Source organism: Fibrobacter sp. UWR4 (assembly GCF_003149045.1).
Taxonomy (GTDB): domain Bacteria; phylum Fibrobacterota; class Fibrobacteria; order Fibrobacterales; family Fibrobacteraceae; genus Fibrobacter.
This window is the reverse complement of the sequence record NZ_QGDU01000005.1, coordinates 77933-94385: the sequence shown is the minus strand read 5'-3', so window position 1 is coordinate 94385 and position 16453 is coordinate 77933. Positions and strand designations below refer to the sequence as shown.

Sequence of the window (16453 nt, the reverse complement as noted above, 5' to 3'; positions counted from 1 at the left end):
GATGCAAGTAAGCAGAATATGGACCATTGATAAAATTATGCGCCTATTGGGCGTTGTTCTTGGTGCTGTTGCACTCCTGTGGCTGTTGAATTACCTCAAAGAAGTCCTATTCCCTTTCTTTGCTGCTTTTTTACTGGCCTATATTCTTGATCCCCTGGTTTGTAAATTACAGGTTAAGGTGAAACACCGCATTATTGCGGTTGTCATTGTTTTACTTTGTACATTGAGCATTGTTGGCGGATTGCTTTGGTTTATCGTGCCGAAAATTGTCGGGGAAATTCAGCATTTGGGTGTGCTGGTCTCAAGAATATTTAACGATTCAAGTTGGGCCAACCGTCTGTCGGAATTCATTCCGGATGAATTATGGAATTCCCTTAAGAATGATGTTTCCTGGAAGAATATTTCTACAACATTGAAGGAACTGGATGTTTGGCAATCGTCCCAGTCGTTGGCTGGTAAAGTTTTGCCGGGTGCCTGGGGCATGATTTCCAAAGGCGGACAAGTGATTGTCTGGATTTCAGGTGCTTCCTTGATTTTCATGTACTTGGTGTTCATCATGCTGGATATGCCCAAGTTGCGCAATGGCGCCCGCGAACTCTTCCCCAAAAGGTTTAAGGGGAGGGTTTCTGAATTTGGCAAGGAAGTGGATAAGTTCATGGGTAACTATTTCCGTGCGCAGTCCTTGGTTGCAATGAGCGTTGGCATTTTGTACGCGATTGGCTTTGCTATCATAGGATTGCCTATGGGCGTTGCGTTTGGACTTGTATCGGGTGCCATGAATATGATTCCTTATTTCCAGCTGGCATCGATTCCTGTGGCACTGCTTCTTGCTGTGGTCTATGCCCTTGAATCAGGTATGCCTTTTTGGGAAGTTGCGATTATTGTCTTGCTAGTTTATTTGATTGTGCAAGTAATACAGGACTTCTTCCTGGTACCGAAAATAGTGGGCTCTTCAATGGATTTGCCTCCTGTAGGAATCCTGTTATCCCTTTCTGTTTGGGGTAAACTACTGGGTTTCCTTGGCCTTATTGTGGCAATTCCCTTTACTTGCATTTGTCTGGTTTATATCAAAAAAATCCAGCAGAAAGCCGATAATAAAGCCGTTCCAGCGGTGGAGGACGGCTCTAAGGCTTGATTTTATTAGGATTTTTGCAAATTTTTGTGAAAGTTTCTACTTCTTGCGCAAAAAAAAGGTATAATATTGCCATTGAATTTTAACCAACTCAAAAACTCAAGGAGTTAATAATGAACAAGCAAGAACTCATCGACGCAATCCTCGCCAACAAGGAAGCTGGCATTGAATCCAAGGCTGCTGCTGGCCGCGCTCTCGACGCTGTGCTCGATGCAATCGCTGCTGGTGTTAAGAAGGACGGCAACGTTCAGCTCATCGGTTTCGGTACCTTCGCTGTTAAGGAACGCGCTGCTCGTGAAGGCCGCAATCCTCTGACCGGCGAAAAGATCAAGATCAAGGCTTCCAAGACCGTTGGCTTCAAGGCTGGCGCTGCTCTGAAGTCCTCTGTTGCTCCGAAGGCTGCTGCTAAGAAGGCTGCTCCGAAGGCTGCTGCAAAGCCCGCTAAGAAGGCTGCTAAGAAGAAGTAATAAAGCGAATGTCACACCAAGCTTGCTTGGTAAGGCTGTTGCTTAGAGCTTTTAAAAGGAACGCCCGTCATTGACGGGCGTTCCTTAATTTGTTATCCTTAAAAAAAATGAGGCTCGAAATGATTCGTAAATTTCTCGGTTTTTCTCTTGTAATTGCAGTTCTCTGCTTGGTTGGCTGTAGCGGATCTTCCAATGCGGAAGATGATTGCGATGTGGATCAGGTCACTACCCACTGTTCTGACGGTGCAGTAGACGACTCTGACGACCTTGTTGAAGACTCTAGCGATCTCTAGATTACTTGTACCAGCAATCCCTTGAGGTATTGGCCTTCGGGGAAAGCTGTGTTAACCGGATGGTCTGCGGGCTGTCCGAATCGTTCGATGATCTGCACGCGCTTGTGTGCGTCCGCTGCAGCATCGGCGATAATCTTCTGGAATAGATCCATTTCCATAAGGCCGGAGCAACTAAAGGTTGCGAGCATTCCGCCTTCTGCCAGAAGTTTCATAGCCAACAGGTTAATGTCCTTGTATCCGCGGCAACCTTTCTGCAAGTTGTCCTTGGAGTCTACAAACTTGGGTGGGTCCAACACAATGAAGTCAAACGTTTCTGCCTTGTCACGGCACTTGCGCAGGTACTGGAATACGTCCGCTTCCACATGGGTGGCGTGTGCGGTGGAAAGCTTGTTACGCATGATGCCTTCCTTGGCCAGCTTAAGAGCGTCCTTGGATACATCTACCTGATAAACCTTTTCGCAACCTCCGCGAAGGGCGTATAGACCGAAGCCTCCAGTATAGCAGAAACAGTTCAGAACCTTCTTGCCTTTGGCAAGCTCACCTACGCGACGGCGGGCGTCACGCTGGTCCAGATAATACCCGGTCTTGTGACCATTCTTCACATCGATAGGGAAGAGAATTCCATTTTCATTGATAATGACGGGCTCGTCAGGAACTTCCCCGTAGACGCAGCCTGTACGGATAGGAAGTCCTTCCTTTTTGCGGACGTCGGAATCGCAACGCTCGTAGATGCCACGACAGCCGGTCTTCTCGGCCAGCAGTTCGTAAATGATCTTGCGATTGACTTCTGCGCCTGCTGCAAGAATTTCCACGGAGTAGATGTCTGCGTACTTATCAATGATGCAGCCCGGAATGCCGTCATTTTCCGCATTGATCAGGCGGAATGCACTTTCCTTATCGGCAATGTCGAAACCGCGGCTCTTGCGTGCGGCGATGGCACGGTCTAGAATGTCGCTAAAGAAGTCTCGGTCAATGTTTGCTTTTTCTCCGAAAGTCCAGAAACGTCCTCGGATCTGGGATTTGGGGGAATAGGCTGCAAGGCCCAGGAAATCGCTATGGTAGCTGTATACTTCTACAACGTCACCCAGCTGAGGGTCGCCGGTAACTTCGTCGATGGCGCCACTGAAAATCCAGGGGTGGAAACGCAGTGCGGACTTTTCACGGGTTGCTTTCAGGATAATTGCTTTCATGGGCTAAAATATAGAAAGATGTCTTTTGCTATCTTTATGCTCAAGATGTTTGAAACGCTATTTGACAAGTACCCCTTCTTTCGTAAGATTCCTGCAATTCTCTGTATGGCGGTAATCTTCAAGCTTTCTTCCATGACTGGCGACGATTTGCAGGACTTACCTCAGGTTTGGGATAAGCTAGCCCATACGTGCGAATATGCAACTTTGGCGGGTTGTTTTGCTCTGTGGTGGGATCGTGCAACGTGGTCGAGCCGTCAGTGGTTTCGCATTTTAATTGTTGCAGTGATTGCTTTGGTGTATGGCTGTACCGATGAGTATCATCAAAGTTTTGTCGAGGGACGCTATAGTGATGCAATGGATTTAGTTGCGGACTTTACGGGGGGCCTTATTGGCGGTACTGTCTATGCTATCGTTTGTAAAATACTGAATCGATTTGACCCGCTTCCCATTAAACAAAAAACGCCGGAAGAATCCGACGAAGATGTAGCCGAATAGCAGGTTAGAAATTTCCTAGCAGAATGATTTCCCGCTGTAGCTGAATGCCGAATTTTTCAGCTACAGTTTTTTGTACATGCTCGCTAAGTTTTTTGATGTCGCTGGCAGTTGCTCCGCCTGCGTTCACAATAAAATTGGCGTGGACGGTGCTGACCTCGGCTCCACCAATGCGGTATCCCTTGAGTCCGGATTGTTCGATGTAGTAACCGGGCGCGATTTGCTGTGGCATATCTGCGGTGCCCACGTCCAGACGCTTGAAGGTGGAACCTGCGTTAGGCATGTTCAATGGCTGGCTTGCCTTTCGCTTGGCCATGCATTCCTGCATTTCCGTTTCCAGCGTGTAGCTGTCCTTGCCTGAAATGTCTGCGGTCTCCAATCGGAATGTTGCAGATAAAATAATTTCTGTTTTTTCCGGACTTGCAGCGAGTTCCTGGAAAAGACTGTGCCGATAGCCGAATTTGCAGTCGGTAGCAGCTCTCACCTTGACGTTTCCATGGATATCCAACGATTCCACTTCAATGCAGTTCGTCCCGATTTCTTGTCCATAGGCTCCGGCGTTCATGTAGATAGCTCCGCCTAGGGTCCCTGGAATTCCCGCCAGCTTGTGGATTCCTGCGAAGCCCATCTTGATGGTCTTTCGGGAAAAGGCCCCGAGGGAAATGCCTGCGCCTACCTTGAACTTGCCGTTTCCCAGATCAATGACTTCGGAGAAAGGTTTTCCTAAGGTGATGACGATGCCTTCGAACCCGCTGTCGGAAACGAGAAGGTTTGTTCCGTTTCCCACGACCATGCACGGCAGGTTCTTGTCCGCCAGTTCTTTTTTGGCGTTCATGATTTCTTCGACAGAGTCTGCCTTAATCAGGTATCTTGCTGGACCGCCCACCTTGAAGGAGGTGTGGTTGCACATAGGTTCGTTTTCCAGAATTTTCATAGCCAAAATATAGTTACGATGGTATCTTTGATGTTGCGCTTATGACCAACGAAGAGCTGAAACAGTTTAAGTCCGCTATCTCCATTACTGCGGTAGCCCAGTCCTTGGGCGTCGAAGTAAGTCATGGAAAGTGCCGCTGCTTTTTCCCGCAGCGTCATTCGCATGGTGATCGTACGCCCTCCGTCTCCATCTCTGAAGAGTATGGTAGTTTTCGTTGCTGGGTATGTGACGATGTGCGTGGTGATGTCATTTCGTTGGTTCAGCTTTTGAGGGACTGTTCCTTTACGGAAGCTTTGGACTGGCTGATGGAGCAGTATCCCGTGCTGGTTCCTGCAAATGCCAAACGTCCGGTTGTTTCTCACAGCAGTAGAGTGACTCCTCATAATGTACAAGGACCGATGGACTCAAAGATTGTCGCGGTGCAACATTCTGTAGATGTTGCTCCGGAACCCGAAGAAAACGAATTGATTTCTGAAGAAGACCGGAAGAAGTTGATTTTGTCCTTCCTGAAACGTTTAAGTCCTGTGGATGGGACTCCTGCGGCTTCCTGGCTCATGCGTCGCCGTATTTTTAAGCCCACATGGGATAAAATGCTTTTGCGTACCATTACGGATTATAGTGCCCTGAATAAGAGCTTGCGAGATGAATTCGGCGTGGAAATTCTCCAGCATGTGGGACTCTTTAATGAAAAGGGGAACCTGCGCTATTACAAGCACCCTCTCATTTTCCCTTATCTGGACACGGCTCGTCGTTCCTACTATTTCCAGGCTCGTGCGTTGGACAAGGATACCAAGCCAAAGGAATTATGCCTGAAGGGAACCGTACCCTATCCGTACAATATGTCTGCCCTGGACCAGAAGCCCGGCTGGATCTACTTGTGCGAAGGGGTGGTGGATACGTTGACGATGCTTGGCCAGAAGATTAGTGCCGTAGGCATACCAGGCGTTCGTTCTTTCAAGGTAAGCTGGCTCCCGCTGTTCAAGAACAAGAATGTGGTTCTATGTCTGGACCATGACGAGGCCGGCCGTAGCGGTATGGAGTATATTGGTAACCTGTTCAATCAGAATGGAATCCGGACCGTCATTCTTGGCGAGGGAATGGAAAACCTGCCAACAGCTATGAAAGAGGGACAGGACGTGAATGAATGGTTCGGCGGCAAGAAATAGTTGCTATATTTTTGAAGTCTAAATTTCAACTGTCTAAAAAAGGACAATAACAATGGCAAAGAAAGAATCCAAGAAGAAAGTCGTCCTCGCTTATAGCGGTGGCCTCGATACCTCCATCATCATTCCTTGGCTCAAGGAAAACTACGACTGCGAAGTGATCGCTTTCGCCGCTGACCTCGGTCAGAATGATTTCCCGGATGCAAAGGCTCTCGAACAGAAGGCTCTTGCAACTGGCGCATCCAAGTGCTACGTTCTCGACCTCAAGAAGGAATTCCTCGAAGACTACGTTTGGCCCACCGTCCGCGCTGGTGCCAAGTACGAAAGCACCTACCTCCTGGGTACCTCTTTCGCTCGTCCGCTTATCGCAAAGTACCAGGTCAAGATCGCTGAAAAGGAAGGCGCATACGCTGTTTCCCATGGCGCTACCGGTAAGGGTAACGACCAGGTCCGTTTCGAACTGACCTACGCAGCTCTCAACCCGAAGCTCGAAATCATCGCTCCGTGGAAGGACCCGAAGTGGAACATCCACAGCCGCGAAGATGCTATTGACTATGCTGCCGCCCGCAAGATTCCTCTGAACGGCATCAGCAAGAAGAAGATCTACTCCGAAGACGGCAACCTGTGGCACCTCTCTCACGAAGGTGGCATCCTGGAAGAACCGGATAAGGAACACCAGTACGATATGCTCAAGCATACCGTGACCTATGAAAAGGCTCCCAACAAGCCGGCTCACGTTACCATCGGCTTCGACAAGGGTACTCCGGTCTCTGTCAACGGCAAGAAGATGGGCGCAGTGGAACTCCTCGAAACCTTGAATAAGATCGGTGGCGAAAACGCTTGCGGTCTCCTGGACATTGTCGAAAACCGTCTCGTCGGCCTCAAGAGCCGCGGCGTTTACGAAACTCCGGGTGGCACCCTCCTTTACAAGGCTCACGAATGCCTCCAGCAGCTGGTCCTCGACAAGGAAACCTTGTTCGAAGCTCAGAAGATGTCTATGACCTATGCAAACCTCGTCTACAATGGCCAGTGGTTCACCCCGCTCCGTCAGTGCATGGACGCCTTCTTCGACGAAGTGAACAAGGTTGTTACCGGTGAAGTTACCCTCAAGCTCTATAAGGGCAACATCATCCCGGCCGGCATGAAGAGCCCCTTCAGCCTCTACGACATGAACCTGGGTGGCTTCTCCGACGTTGAAATGTACGACCAGAAGGATGCAACTGGCTTCATCCGCTGCTTCGGCCTCCCGCTGAAGACCCGTGCTCTCCTCCTCGGCAACAAGACCAACGTGGACTTCGGTTCCCCGGTCAAGCTCCCCAAGAAGTAAAAATGCAAAGGGAACCCTAGGTTCTCCTCTAAAGAGGACCATGCGCTCTAGACAATAAATTGTCTGAGCTGTCCGCCCTCTGGACTCCCTCCTTGATTCAAAAGAACTAGTCTTTTCATCAGGGATGGTTCCCTCAAACAACTTTGTAGAGTATGTCTGCAATTGAAAAGAGTCGCGAGAAATCGCGGCTCTTTTTTGATATTGATGATACTGAAAGAAATTCAGAATAACATTGTATCTGGATCAAAATTCGAAAATGTATCCGGCACCCCAGAGGACGCGTGGGGCGTCATGGTCAAGGAATTGATAGGCGGGAACGCTAATTTGTGTGTAAAATCCGTAAATGTGGGTCCACAATTCCAGGGAAATGTCCAGGTTTTCCTTGTAATTGTATGAGTACAGGTAATGACCGTTGTTTGCGTCGTTGAAAGCCTGATGCATTTTGTTCGGGGCCTTGGCGAAATCGTATCCGGACCCGATGCCTGCGTCAAAATTGAAGGGGAGGTCCCTGAAGAAGGTCCACAGTAAACTTCCGCGAACTCCGCACCAGAAATCATTGGGCCCGAATTGGATTCCGAGACCTTGAACTTTTGCGGTGAAGTCCTTGTAGCCGAAACTGCCCACCAGAACGATGGGGGTTGTATTACGGATTCCCGCACCAAATCCAAAACGCCAGTCATTTGCGTGGCAAGCTACTGTGAGGCTTATCACCAGGGCTAGGAAAAGGGGCCTTTTTAGCAGGGTAAAACTCATTTATTACAAATATAGTCAAATATTTATCCTATCTTTACTTACAAATCACGGCCTGGATATAGGGCCATTACAAAAAGGAACAACGATGAAGTTGAAATCTTTCTTGATGTCTTGTGTCGCCGCCTGCGCATTTGCAGCCCCCGTTATGGCTGAAGGTGGCATGTTCGAAGGCGCTCTTCCCGAAAACATGAAGGCTGACGTAGTTGCCGCTGTGAAGTACAACTACTACAACTTCAGTAACTGGCAGCAGGATGGTACCTCCAACTATACTTGGCTGGTAACTTTCGATGCTGACCTGCAGAACCAGTGGAAGGTTGCTAACTGGCGTAACCTTATTGACATCGACCTGGGTCAGACCTGGACCAAGGGTCTCGGCAAGCGCAAGTCTTCCGACCGTCTGTTCTGGGAATCCATGCTCGACTTCAATATGACCGAAGTCCTGAAACCCTACGTTGGTAACCGTTTCGAAACCCAGATGTTGGCTGGCTATGCTTACAGCGAAGACGAAGATGGCAATGAAGTAAGAAAGGCTGTCTCCAGCTTCATGGATCCTGCATACGAAACTCAGGTTGCTGGTCTTGCATACATTCCGAATGACATGTTCAGCCAGCGTATTGGTTTTGCAAACCGCATGACCATTTCCGATGGTTACGGCTATGCTGATGATCCGGACACCAAGAAGGTTGAAACCATTAAGGACGAACCGGGTCTGGAATCCGTTACTGAATTCAAGTATGCATTCTCTGATATCGTAAGCTTCAAGAGCCGTCTGTGGGCTTTCGTGAACTTCGAAGGTGTTGAAGAAATCGATGGCCGTTGGGAAAACCTCCTGACCGTCTCTCTCGCTCCGTACGTCGAACTCCAGGTGGGTTACGACATGGCTTACGACCTGGATCAGGACACCGATACTCAGTACAAGACCATGGTACTGTTCGGCCTGACCTGGCGTATGTTCTAATAATGACCGCTCGCTTGTCGTCAGAATGTAACGTGTGACAACGCTCGCTGCTGTTCTGGATGACAGAACCTGAGTTAAATAAGAAGCCCCCGAAAGGGGGCTTTTTTTGTATATAAATTAGAACGTTATGTTGTATAGAAGACGTCTAAGGGGGCTAGTTCTCTTTACTATAAATGAATGCTAAGTAGGTCTTCTTCCCACTGATCGCGGATTTTGCGGAGAGCTTCCAGGGACTTGTCGTCGGCGGCACTTTCGTCTCGGATTTGGGTTAGCTTTCTGTATCCCTCTAGGAGTAGTTCTGCCTTGGGGTAGTCGGGGGAGAGTTCCTTTAATGCTTTTTCAATGGCTTCGTCGGAATAAAGACGGTAAATACCTTCCAAACTTCGAGTGATATAAGTTTCCTGATCCCCTGTTTTCTTCGCTTCTCGGGCTTCCTCGAATTCCAGAGGTTCCATCTGGTCCATAAATCGGGATTCCTGGGCGTATAATTCGTCGTCTTCCTCCAGGGCGTCCTTTCGTTTGGATAATTCCAGCTGAGTTTTCATGTAGGGACGATAGGTCTCCATGTCTAAATCCAGATTTTTCTCGGAAATGAAGCGCTTCAGGTTCTGGAAGTTCCTTTCTGATGGATTGTTGAGGAGGCATTCCTTCAAAACAGCCAGTTGATCCTTGGCGGGAAGGGTCTTGAAGTTCTCGTTTTGGGTTCCGGAAGCTTTAATTCGAAGCCAGAAAACCCTTAAAAGGATCAAAACAATGGCTATTGTAAATAGAGTAGATGCGGTCATGATGCCCTTATTTAGAAAAATGGGGCGGAAAATCCATGTTTTTTGTCACGGAATATTGTAAAACCCTTTTTTACAGTGTTTTTTTAAAATTACATTTTCTAGTTAGAGTAAAAATGGAGTATATTTAGGTTCGGATATTTAAACCTGTGCACAGGTGGAGATTGGATTTATGAAGAAAACAGCTAAGCGTATTGCACTCTCTGCAATGATGTTCGGTTTGGCAGGGGTGATGCCCTCCCAGGCTATCGTTGCAGAAAATCAACGTGAACTGGATATTATTGTTCGTGACTTTGACGTTTCTCATCCGGACTTTGAAAACTTCCAGGAAGAAGCTTTTTATAGCCTTTATTCTGGCGCAAACGACGCTAAGGGTACGTCCTGGATTCCTAGTTATACCGGAAATTCTGAATGGTTGGATCGTCGTACAATTGCTGGCTATCAGAGATTTGGTTGCGGCAATACCAATACACCTGAATTTGGTATTGCTGTAGGTACCGCAGGTTATCCTAAGGATTTGACTTCTAAGAGCGGTGCGGCATCTACCGTTCCTGACTATGTGGCTGCTCTTGCCCTTCCTGCAAATACTCCTCAGGGTTACGCTTGGTATGGTGAATTCAGTAACTGCCAACCGGACGTTAAGCTTAATCCTCTTGGTCTTAAGGTGATGCGTGGTCTGGTCTCTGACCTATGTTCTGATGATTCTGATTCCTGGCCTTTGGGTATGAAGGATACTCAGAAGAACTGTAACAAGACTTGTAAGACCCATTCTTGGTCCCAGGTAGTGTATGTGACCCCTGGTATGGTGAAGAAGGACCTGGTCTTCCCTAAGGATGCTGATGGTAACCTGGATATGTATTCTCCGATTATTATGAAGAATCGAGAAGCATGCGATAATGGTTACTTTGAACAGTGGTATGCCGATTCTGTTTCCGGTACCAGGATTGAAGGTGTTGTCCACAAGCGTACCAACACAACTTTGATTCTTGATCAGGATCCTACCGATTCCAAGTACTTTGAAATTGATAAGAACTGGAATAACGGTGGTTACTTCCCGCTGGATTCTGTTGATGCAAACCTCAACTGGGTTGGACCTAAGATTCAGTATCCGAACCAGTTTGGTGCTCAGTCTCTGTCTATTTTCTGCCCTCCTTACGATTATCGCTACGCATCATCCCAGACCGACTATATGGGTGATAACACAGCTTCCTTGTGTAAGGCTTGGAAGGCTGCTGGTGGTCCCAAGAATGGTGCCGCTGCTCCTACTGCAGCATCTGGTGATGCGAAGCTTGGCCTCCGTCATCTCCGTAACTATGGTTTCACCATGATGGGTTACGCAGCCTTCAAGTATAAGAAGGGTGCAGACGAAGTCTTTAAGTTCACTGGTGACGATGACATGTGGATTTATGTGGATGGCGTTCTGGTGGTTGACTTGGGTGGTACTCACCTTGCTGCTGCTGGTACTGCAAACATGGACTACTTGGCTGCAAGCGGTCATGGTTGCCGTATGGGTGATCCGCTGCAGGATTCCTGCTCTGTCAAGACGGATGCTGCTGGCACATGGTTGGACCAGTCCTGGCATCACATTCACTTCTTCTACGCTGACCGTCAGACCGATGGTTCCAACCTCCGTATCCGTAGCTCCTTGTCCGAACTGGCTCCGTCCCGTTATGGTCAGCCCGCTGCAAACAACGTGTCTGTGAAGACCGAAACCAGAGAAGATGGTACTACTTACCAGACGATCAGCATGTTGCTGAATACCACTCTGGATGACGAAACCTTTATGAATCTAACTATGTATGGGGCTGTACAGCCGGCCATTATCGTGATGCGTACTGAAACGGATCCTGCTACTGGTCTGATGGTTACTAAGACCTATGGCTACTACATTGAAGCTATTACAACTCCGGAAGATAAGGGTTCCAAGGGTGTTCTGTATCAGATGAGCGGTTCCCTGAAGGATGCTAGTGGTAATGTTGTTGAAACCGGTATTCTGGGTTCTGACTTGATCGCCTTTAACTTCCCGTACAACGATGAAATCGCAAATGACGAAGATTTGAAGAAGGCCTATGTTTCGGGCTCTGCCGAAGCTCCGGGTGTTGGCGAAGCTACATGGAAGGAATTGCTTTCCTGGAACCAGAAGATAACCTTTGCTGTGAAGTCTACTTCCGGAAAGGCTGTGGTGGGCTTCCCAGATACTCCTACTGGCGAAGACTGGGCAATTGTGACCTTTATCCCGTCTGGCGACAAGAGCCTGGCTCCTGTGGATACCACCATTACTCGTCCGGACTTTGCTGAATCCCAGCAGCGCCTGGAAAGTATGGCTGGTTCTGGTGAGCTTTCCAATGAATTTACTGCTGACTTGATTCTGACTCCGCTTCCTGCTACTGTTGGTAAGGGTGATCCCACCAAGATGAGCGATGAAGAATACAAACTGTATGGTTCCTCTGATCCGTCTGTTGCCGCTTCTACTAATCGAACCTCCGTTGTGGGTGGTAAGCCTGGTGAAGCTGGTGCCGCTAACGGTCTTTGCTTTGAACAGAATGGCGTGGAAAGCTGCACTAACTTCAGTAAGGTGATTTCCGGTCCTAGCCGTATCAGTGTTCGCGTGTTTGATAACATGGGTCACTTCGTGAGCCAGTACCAAATGACCATCACCGAAGAAATGCTGCATAACGCTTTGGGTAAGAATGCCCTTGGCCAGACCTGTACAGACCAGAACCAGAATCGCCATGATGTTTATGGTGAAACGGGTTATATGCTCCTGTCTGCCAAGATGTACCCGGTGTCCCAGAATGGTCGCCTGTTGGCAACTGGCCCGTACATCTACCAGGTCACCGTGGTTGAAGAGAAGTACGCCTCTTGCGTGGTTTCTAACGGTTCTCCCCAGTGGCTGCCCATTGACTACTCTCGTACTGCAGAAACCTACGTACGTGGCTATCGTCGCGTGAAGTAATCCGAAGCGAGATTGAAGTTTAAAAGACCTTCCGAAAGGAAGGTCTTTTCTAGTTGTATAAAGATGCAGGGGGAGGGGCTGTTCCCCTCCCCCTGGACCCTCTCCCCAGCTAGCCTGAGGAAAGGTGCGTGGAGATGTAACGTGTACGGCTAGCGGACGTTGGGAGGGAGGGGCTGTTTCTAACGAGTGGATGTTGCTAGATGACTTCGGCGATGAGGGCGAAGGGTTCTGCGGCTGTAATACGGACGTTTAGGTGGGTGCCTGGGGCGTATTGTGTATTGTCGTTGACTTGAATGGCTACGGGACGGTAAGCGTCGTTACGGGCGATGATCGTGCCTTTGCGGTAGCCGGATTTCTCGACAGTGACGGTTTCCGTTTGACCGATCCAGCGGGAATTGTTCTGCTGGGCGATTTCCTGGAATGCGGCAGCAAGCTCTGCGGAACGCTTGTGCTTTATTTCGTCGGGGACGGTATTGGTCATGTGGCTTGCGGGAGTGCCAGGCCTGCTGACGAAACGGGTGATGTTGCAGACTGTCGGGCGCGTTTCCCTGAGGACACTTAGAGTGTCCGCGAAGTCCAGATCGGTTTCTCCCGGGAACCCGACGATAAGATCCGTACTGAGGGTAAACAGCGGGAAGCGCTTGTTGAATTCGTTGGCCAGATCGGCATAATCCCTGGCGGTATGCTTGCGGTTCATATCCTGCAGGGTGTGTTCACTGCCGCTTTGGACCGGCAGGTGAATGAACTTGTAGACCCTAGGATCGTTGAAGCAATCCATCAGGGCGTCCTTGTAACGTAGGATATGGCGGGGATTGCCCATCCCGAGGCGCATGCGGTAATCGCCTGGGACTTCCGCCAGAATTTTCTGGACCAGTTCAGCCAGGTTGATTGGAACCGGAAAGTCAAATCCATAGCACCCGCAGTCCTGGCCGGTCAACTGAATCTCCTTGCTGCCATCTGCTACTAGCTTGGACACCTGCCGTACGATTTCTTCTGCAGGATAGCTCTGGAGGCGTCCTTTGACAAGACGGGTGGAGCAATAGCTGCAGGCATCCAGACAGCCAGTCTCGATGTTGACGATACCTACTAGCGGGGATTCGCGAAGAACGGCGGATTCGTCCAGTACGTTCTTTTGGGTTACGGGCGGAACATGACTGCGGGCAAGTTCCTTGATGTCCGTAAAGACGATTTTCTCCGTGATGCGGAGGGCTTCTTCCCGGAAATCCTTTGGGGTGCAGCCGGTAATGAAAATCTTTGCGTCGGGTGAGGTGTCGATTGCCTGCCGGAGGAGCTTGATGGCGCCTGCATTTCCCTTGACAGTACAGACGTTTAGAACAAATGCCGCGGGGAGATTTCCGCTTGTGATGGGAAGGCCGAACTGCACGTCGTATTCGTTTTCGAATGAGCGGGCGATCTTTTCGCCTTCGCCGAAGTTGGCAGCGCATCCTTGGCTAATGACACGAAGTTCTGGCTTGAAATTTTCCATGACTAGCGCTGGAATTTTTCCAGGGTGATGCCCTGGTAGTAGTGGGTCAGGATTTCTTCGTAGGATTGGCCGTCCTTGGCGCGGGCGCGGACTCCCATCTGGCACATGCCTACGCCGTGACCGAAACCGGTGCCGGTCAGTTTCCAGGTGCTGCCATCGTGCTTGATGGTAAAGAAGGAGGAGGGGAGAATTGCTCCGCCTTTCTTGAAGAGCCAGCGGGTGCGATCTGTAAGCACTTCCATTTCTCCCTTGTCTGTCTTGACGACGAGGGTGAGAATGCGACCGCTCTTCAGCTGGTCCTTGATGGAAATGTTCTTGATTTTCTTGATGTCGCTAGGCTTGAATCCGCTGAACTTGGCTTTTGCTTCAACTGCGTTTGCCTTGACCATTTCCAGGACTTCCTTGTCCGAGAAACTGCGCTCCCACTTGGTGTAGCTGGATTCCTTGCAGTAAGGGGTGCCGTCCTTCATTAAGTCTGATGTGCTCTTGAGATAGGGAAGGTCCGGACGGTTCCAGGTGGCCAGGGTTTCCGTGACGCCACCGCAAGTGGAGTGGTAGTAGGCGATGATGAAATCGTTGTTGTACATCATGACGACGCCGGCGGTCGCCTTGACGGCCTGGTCTGTAAGGACGGTTGCATTTTCCAGGCCTTTGTATACCTGGTCCTTTGTATCGGCGTAGACGTCAAAGCCCATGGCTTCACGGCTGTTAAAATGCTTGTAGGCGTAAGTGCGGGCGGCGACGGCCTGCGCCTTGAGCGCTTCGATGCGGGAGGTGTCCAGACGTCCGATTTCATAGGGGACCACGCCTCGCAGGTAATCTTCCACATCTACGATATTGATGGCGTCCAGTTTGCCGTTGTTTGCCCTAAAGGCCATGACGCCCGGGTAGCAGGCCTGCTTTAAGCTTTTTGTATCGGGAGCGACGGCGAGACATGTCCCGTCATCGTTGCTGAATTCCCGAGTGTCCATTTCCATGGAATGGCTTCCGCTGGAAAGTTTGATGTTCTTGCCTGCGGGCGTAATCTTGATGGTTTCGCCTGCGTAGTTCAGGTACAGTTCCTTGACTCCGACGAATACTCCTACACGGAGGGGGCGATCCAGATTTTCCGGGATTGCTTCTGCCTGTACGTTTGTGGGGCCTGTTTCCTGCGGATCTGGGGACTGTGTTTTCTCAACCTTGGTTTCTTTTACGGGTGGGGTTATTTCCGCAGGTGTTGTCACAGGCTTAAAGGGCTCAGGAGCGGGTTCTGTCGTGGATGTTGCTTCGATGGGCTTGAAATTCTGAGGATTTGGCTCAAATTCTGGAAGCTCGAAGTCGTCATCTGATGCAGAAAAAGCCTGGGCTCCCGTAAGGGCTGGCCACAGGCTCAAAAAAAGAGTACAGAGGAATGTCCATCGACGATTCAACGGCGTCCCCTGTGTTGTTTTAACGCTTGCCTTTCAGCTTGGTCTGAGTGTCCTTAGCCATCTTCTTCAGCTTGGACTGATTCATGGTGCGGTCTGCAGTGGAAATCTTGTCCACGAACAGGTCGCCGCTCAGGTGGTCCACTTCGTGCTGGATGCATCGGCCGAAGAGGCCGTCGCAGTTGTGGATTTCCTGGGCTTCACCATTGATGTCGAAGAAGCGTACGCAGACCTTGTCCGGGCGGTTCACGTTGCAGAAAATATCAGGAACGGAGAGGCAGCCTTCGTCGTACTCGACGACCTTTGCATCGGGTTCTGCTTCCCATTCGGGATTGAACATGATGTAGGGGCGGGGTTCCTCTTCGCCGGGAACTGCGGTGTCGATGACTACCAGGCGGATGTTCTTGCCGATCTGAGGTGCGGCGAGACCGCAACCCGGAGCGTCGTACATGGTTTCCAGCATGTCACGGGCCAGCTGGCGCAGTTCAGGAGTGATTTCGGTAATGGGTTCGCATTTCTTGCGGAGAACCGGATCACCGTAAATTCGGATGGGGAGGATTGCCATAGTTGCCCTACCTTAGATTACTTCTTTTCTTCAACCTTGGCTTCTGCAGCCTTTGCATCTGCGTTGATCACGCGGAGAACGGCAGCCTTTTCCAGGTCAATGAGGGTGGTGGAACCGGTGCGGATGGTGATGACGGTGGAGGTTTCGTCGATGTTGGTAACGACACCGATGATGCCTGCGGCGGTCATGACCTTGTCACCCTTCTTGAGAGCCTTGCGCATTGCTTCCTGCTGCTTCATTTCCTTGTTCTTCGGACGGATGAAGAACAGCCACATGACGACGAAGAGGAGGATGATGGGCATCATGCCGCCCAACATGCTGGGCTGTTCCTGTTCGGGAGCTGCTGTTTCGGTTGCTGCTTCAGCTGTTGCTGTGGGGGCTGCCTGCTGGGATGCTGCTGCGAGAGAACCTTCAGCTGCAGGTGCTGCAGAGAGGGTAGGAGCGGCGGCTGCGGGAGCTGCTTCGCCTTCGGCAAAAGTGAATGCTGCTGCGGTAAGGAGTGCGGCAAGGAATATCTTAATCTTCATGTTTAAACCTTTATTTGAAGAG

The 16453-nt window shown here is 49.9% G+C and carries 16 protein-coding genes; 8 read left to right on the top strand and 8 right to left on the bottom strand.

The genetic code is table 11. From position 1 onward, the window contains the following. Position 1: 1 nt before the first annotated feature. The 3 genes from BGX12_RS03355 (at position 2) to BGX12_RS15440 (ending at position 1892) form a co-directional block, all read left to right on the top strand. Positions 2 to 1135 carry an AI-2E family transporter gene (locus BGX12_RS03355; protein WP_109734673.1) on the top strand — a complete coding sequence of 378 codons (1134 nt, stop codon included), beginning with the start codon at positions 2 to 4 and terminating at the stop codon, positions 1133 to 1135. Between the two features lie 110 nt (positions 1136 to 1245). Continuing rightward, positions 1246 to 1599: an HU family DNA-binding protein gene (locus BGX12_RS03350; RefSeq protein ID WP_109734672.1), complete on the top strand. Its 354-nt coding sequence runs from the start codon at positions 1246 to 1248 to the stop codon at positions 1597 to 1599. Positions 1600 to 1718: 119 nt separating this feature from the next. Beyond that, complete coding sequence (locus tag BGX12_RS15440) at positions 1719 to 1892, top strand: hypothetical protein (RefSeq protein ID WP_158278156.1); 174 nt, start codon at positions 1719 to 1721, stop codon at positions 1890 to 1892. Here BGX12_RS15440 and BGX12_RS03345 read toward each other — a convergent pair. Then, a complete protein-coding gene (locus tag BGX12_RS03345) occupies positions 1889 to 3082 on the bottom strand; it encodes a class I SAM-dependent rRNA methyltransferase (RefSeq protein ID WP_073225531.1) in 1194 nt (397 codons plus the stop codon). The two genes, BGX12_RS15440 and BGX12_RS03345, sit on opposite strands and share 4 nt — an antisense overlap. A gap of 36 nt (positions 3083 to 3118) precedes the next feature. Here BGX12_RS03345 and BGX12_RS03340 point away from each other — a divergent pair, with 36 nt between their 5' ends. Continuing rightward, positions 3119 to 3577 (top strand): VanZ family protein, encoded by a 459-nt coding sequence (locus BGX12_RS03340; RefSeq protein WP_233246228.1) that lies wholly within the window; start codon positions 3119 to 3121, stop codon positions 3575 to 3577. A gap of 4 nt (positions 3578 to 3581) precedes the next feature. Here BGX12_RS03340 and murB read toward each other — a convergent pair whose 3' ends face one another. Beyond that, complete coding sequence (gene murB, locus BGX12_RS03335; protein ID WP_109734671.1) at positions 3582 to 4508, bottom strand: UDP-N-acetylmuramate dehydrogenase; 927 nt, start codon at positions 4506 to 4508, stop codon at positions 3582 to 3584. 41 nt (positions 4509 to 4549) lie between these two features. Here murB and BGX12_RS03330 point away from each other — a divergent pair, with 41 nt between their 5' ends. Together BGX12_RS03330 and BGX12_RS03325 are read left to right on the top strand one after the other, a co-directional pair. Further along, positions 4550 to 5674, top strand: a complete 1125-nt coding sequence (locus BGX12_RS03330) for a CHC2 zinc finger domain-containing protein (protein WP_109734670.1) — start codon at positions 4550 to 4552, stop codon at positions 5672 to 5674. A gap of 52 nt (positions 5675 to 5726) precedes the next feature. Next, the gene (locus BGX12_RS03325) at positions 5727 to 6998 is read left to right on the top strand and encodes an argininosuccinate synthase (RefSeq protein WP_109734669.1); all 1272 of its coding nucleotides are present in this window, start codon (positions 5727 to 5729) and stop codon (positions 6996 to 6998) included. Positions 6999 to 7241: 243 nt separating this feature from the next. On the opposite strand, the gene BGX12_RS03320 is transcribed toward BGX12_RS03325, so the two are convergent. After that, complete coding sequence (locus tag BGX12_RS03320) at positions 7242 to 7751, bottom strand: hypothetical protein (protein WP_109734668.1); 510 nt, start codon at positions 7749 to 7751, stop codon at positions 7242 to 7244. Positions 7752 to 7836: 85 nt separating this feature from the next. Here BGX12_RS03320 and BGX12_RS03315 point away from each other — a divergent pair, with 85 nt between their 5' ends. Beyond that, positions 7837 to 8709: a DUF3078 domain-containing protein gene (locus tag BGX12_RS03315; protein ID WP_109734667.1), complete on the top strand. Its 873-nt coding sequence runs from the start codon at positions 7837 to 7839 to the stop codon at positions 8707 to 8709. Between the two features lie 167 nt (positions 8710 to 8876). On the opposite strand, the gene BGX12_RS03310 is transcribed toward BGX12_RS03315, so the two are convergent. Next, a complete protein-coding gene (locus tag BGX12_RS03310) occupies positions 8877 to 9494 on the bottom strand; it encodes a hypothetical protein (RefSeq protein ID WP_109734666.1) in 618 nt (205 codons plus the stop codon). Positions 9495 to 9663: 169 nt separating this feature from the next. Between BGX12_RS03310 and BGX12_RS03305 the strand changes: the two genes are divergently transcribed. Next, a complete protein-coding gene (locus BGX12_RS03305) occupies positions 9664 to 12447 on the top strand; it encodes a fibro-slime domain-containing protein (RefSeq protein WP_109734665.1) in 2784 nt (927 codons plus the stop codon). A gap of 196 nt (positions 12448 to 12643) precedes the next feature. On the opposite strand, the gene BGX12_RS03300 is transcribed toward BGX12_RS03305, so the two are convergent. The 4 genes from BGX12_RS03300 to yajC are packed head-to-tail and all read right to left on the bottom strand — an operon-like array spanning position 12644 to position 16431. Then, positions 12644 to 13933, bottom strand: a complete 1290-nt coding sequence (locus tag BGX12_RS03300) for a tRNA (N(6)-L-threonylcarbamoyladenosine(37)-C(2))-methylthiotransferase (RefSeq protein WP_109734664.1) — start codon at positions 13931 to 13933, stop codon at positions 12644 to 12646. A gap of 2 nt (positions 13934 to 13935) precedes the next feature. Continuing rightward, a complete protein-coding gene (locus BGX12_RS03295) occupies positions 13936 to 15342 on the bottom strand; it encodes a SpoIID/LytB domain-containing protein (RefSeq protein WP_109734663.1) in 1407 nt (468 codons plus the stop codon). A 19-nt stretch (positions 15343 to 15361) separates the two neighbouring features. Continuing rightward, positions 15362 to 15904, bottom strand: coding sequence for a peptide deformylase (gene def, locus BGX12_RS03290; protein WP_109734662.1), 543 nt, complete (start codon positions 15902 to 15904; stop codon positions 15362 to 15364). A 17-nt stretch (positions 15905 to 15921) separates the two neighbouring features. Continuing rightward, positions 15922 to 16431, bottom strand: coding sequence for a preprotein translocase subunit YajC (gene yajC / locus BGX12_RS03285; RefSeq protein WP_109734661.1), 510 nt, complete (start codon positions 16429 to 16431; stop codon positions 15922 to 15924). Between the last annotated feature and the right edge of the window lie 22 nt (positions 16432 to 16453).

Coding starts and splice junctions, on each gene's coding strand:
- yajC (WP_109734661.1), bottom strand. CDS start 16,431: ATGAAGATTAAGATATTCCTTGCCGCACTCCTTACCGCAGCAGCATTC.
- BGX12_RS03305 (WP_109734665.1), top strand. CDS start 9,664: ATGAAGAAAACAGCTAAGCGTATTGCACTCTCTGCAATGATGTTCGGT.
- BGX12_RS03330 (WP_109734670.1), top strand. CDS start 4,550: ATGACCAACGAAGAGCTGAAACAGTTTAAGTCCGCTATCTCCATTACT.
- BGX12_RS03345 (WP_073225531.1), bottom strand. CDS start 3,082: ATGAAAGCAATTATCCTGAAAGCAACCCGTGAAAAGTCCGCACTGCGT.
- BGX12_RS15440 (WP_158278156.1), top strand. CDS start 1,719: ATGATTCGTAAATTTCTCGGTTTTTCTCTTGTAATTGCAGTTCTCTGC.
- BGX12_RS03320 (WP_109734668.1), bottom strand. CDS start 7,751: ATGAGTTTTACCCTGCTAAAAAGGCCCCTTTTCCTAGCCCTGGTGATA.
- BGX12_RS03350 (WP_109734672.1), top strand. CDS start 1,246: ATGAACAAGCAAGAACTCATCGACGCAATCCTCGCCAACAAGGAAGCT.
- BGX12_RS03310 (WP_109734666.1), bottom strand. CDS start 9,494: ATGACCGCATCTACTCTATTTACAATAGCCATTGTTTTGATCCTTTTA.
- BGX12_RS03355 (WP_109734673.1), top strand. CDS start 2: ATGCAAGTAAGCAGAATATGGACCATTGATAAAATTATGCGCCTATTG.
- BGX12_RS03300 (WP_109734664.1), bottom strand. CDS start 13,933: ATGGAAAATTTCAAGCCAGAACTTCGTGTCATTAGCCAAGGATGCGCT.
- BGX12_RS03340 (WP_233246228.1), top strand. CDS start 3,119: ATGCTCAAGATGTTTGAAACGCTATTTGACAAGTACCCCTTCTTTCGT.
- murB (WP_109734671.1), bottom strand. CDS start 4,508: ATGAAAATTCTGGAAAACGAACCTATGTGCAACCACACCTCCTTCAAG.
- BGX12_RS03315 (WP_109734667.1), top strand. CDS start 7,837: ATGAAGTTGAAATCTTTCTTGATGTCTTGTGTCGCCGCCTGCGCATTT.
- BGX12_RS03325 (WP_109734669.1), top strand. CDS start 5,727: ATGGCAAAGAAAGAATCCAAGAAGAAAGTCGTCCTCGCTTATAGCGGT.
- def (WP_109734662.1), bottom strand. CDS start 15,904: ATGGCAATCCTCCCCATCCGAATTTACGGTGATCCGGTTCTCCGCAAG.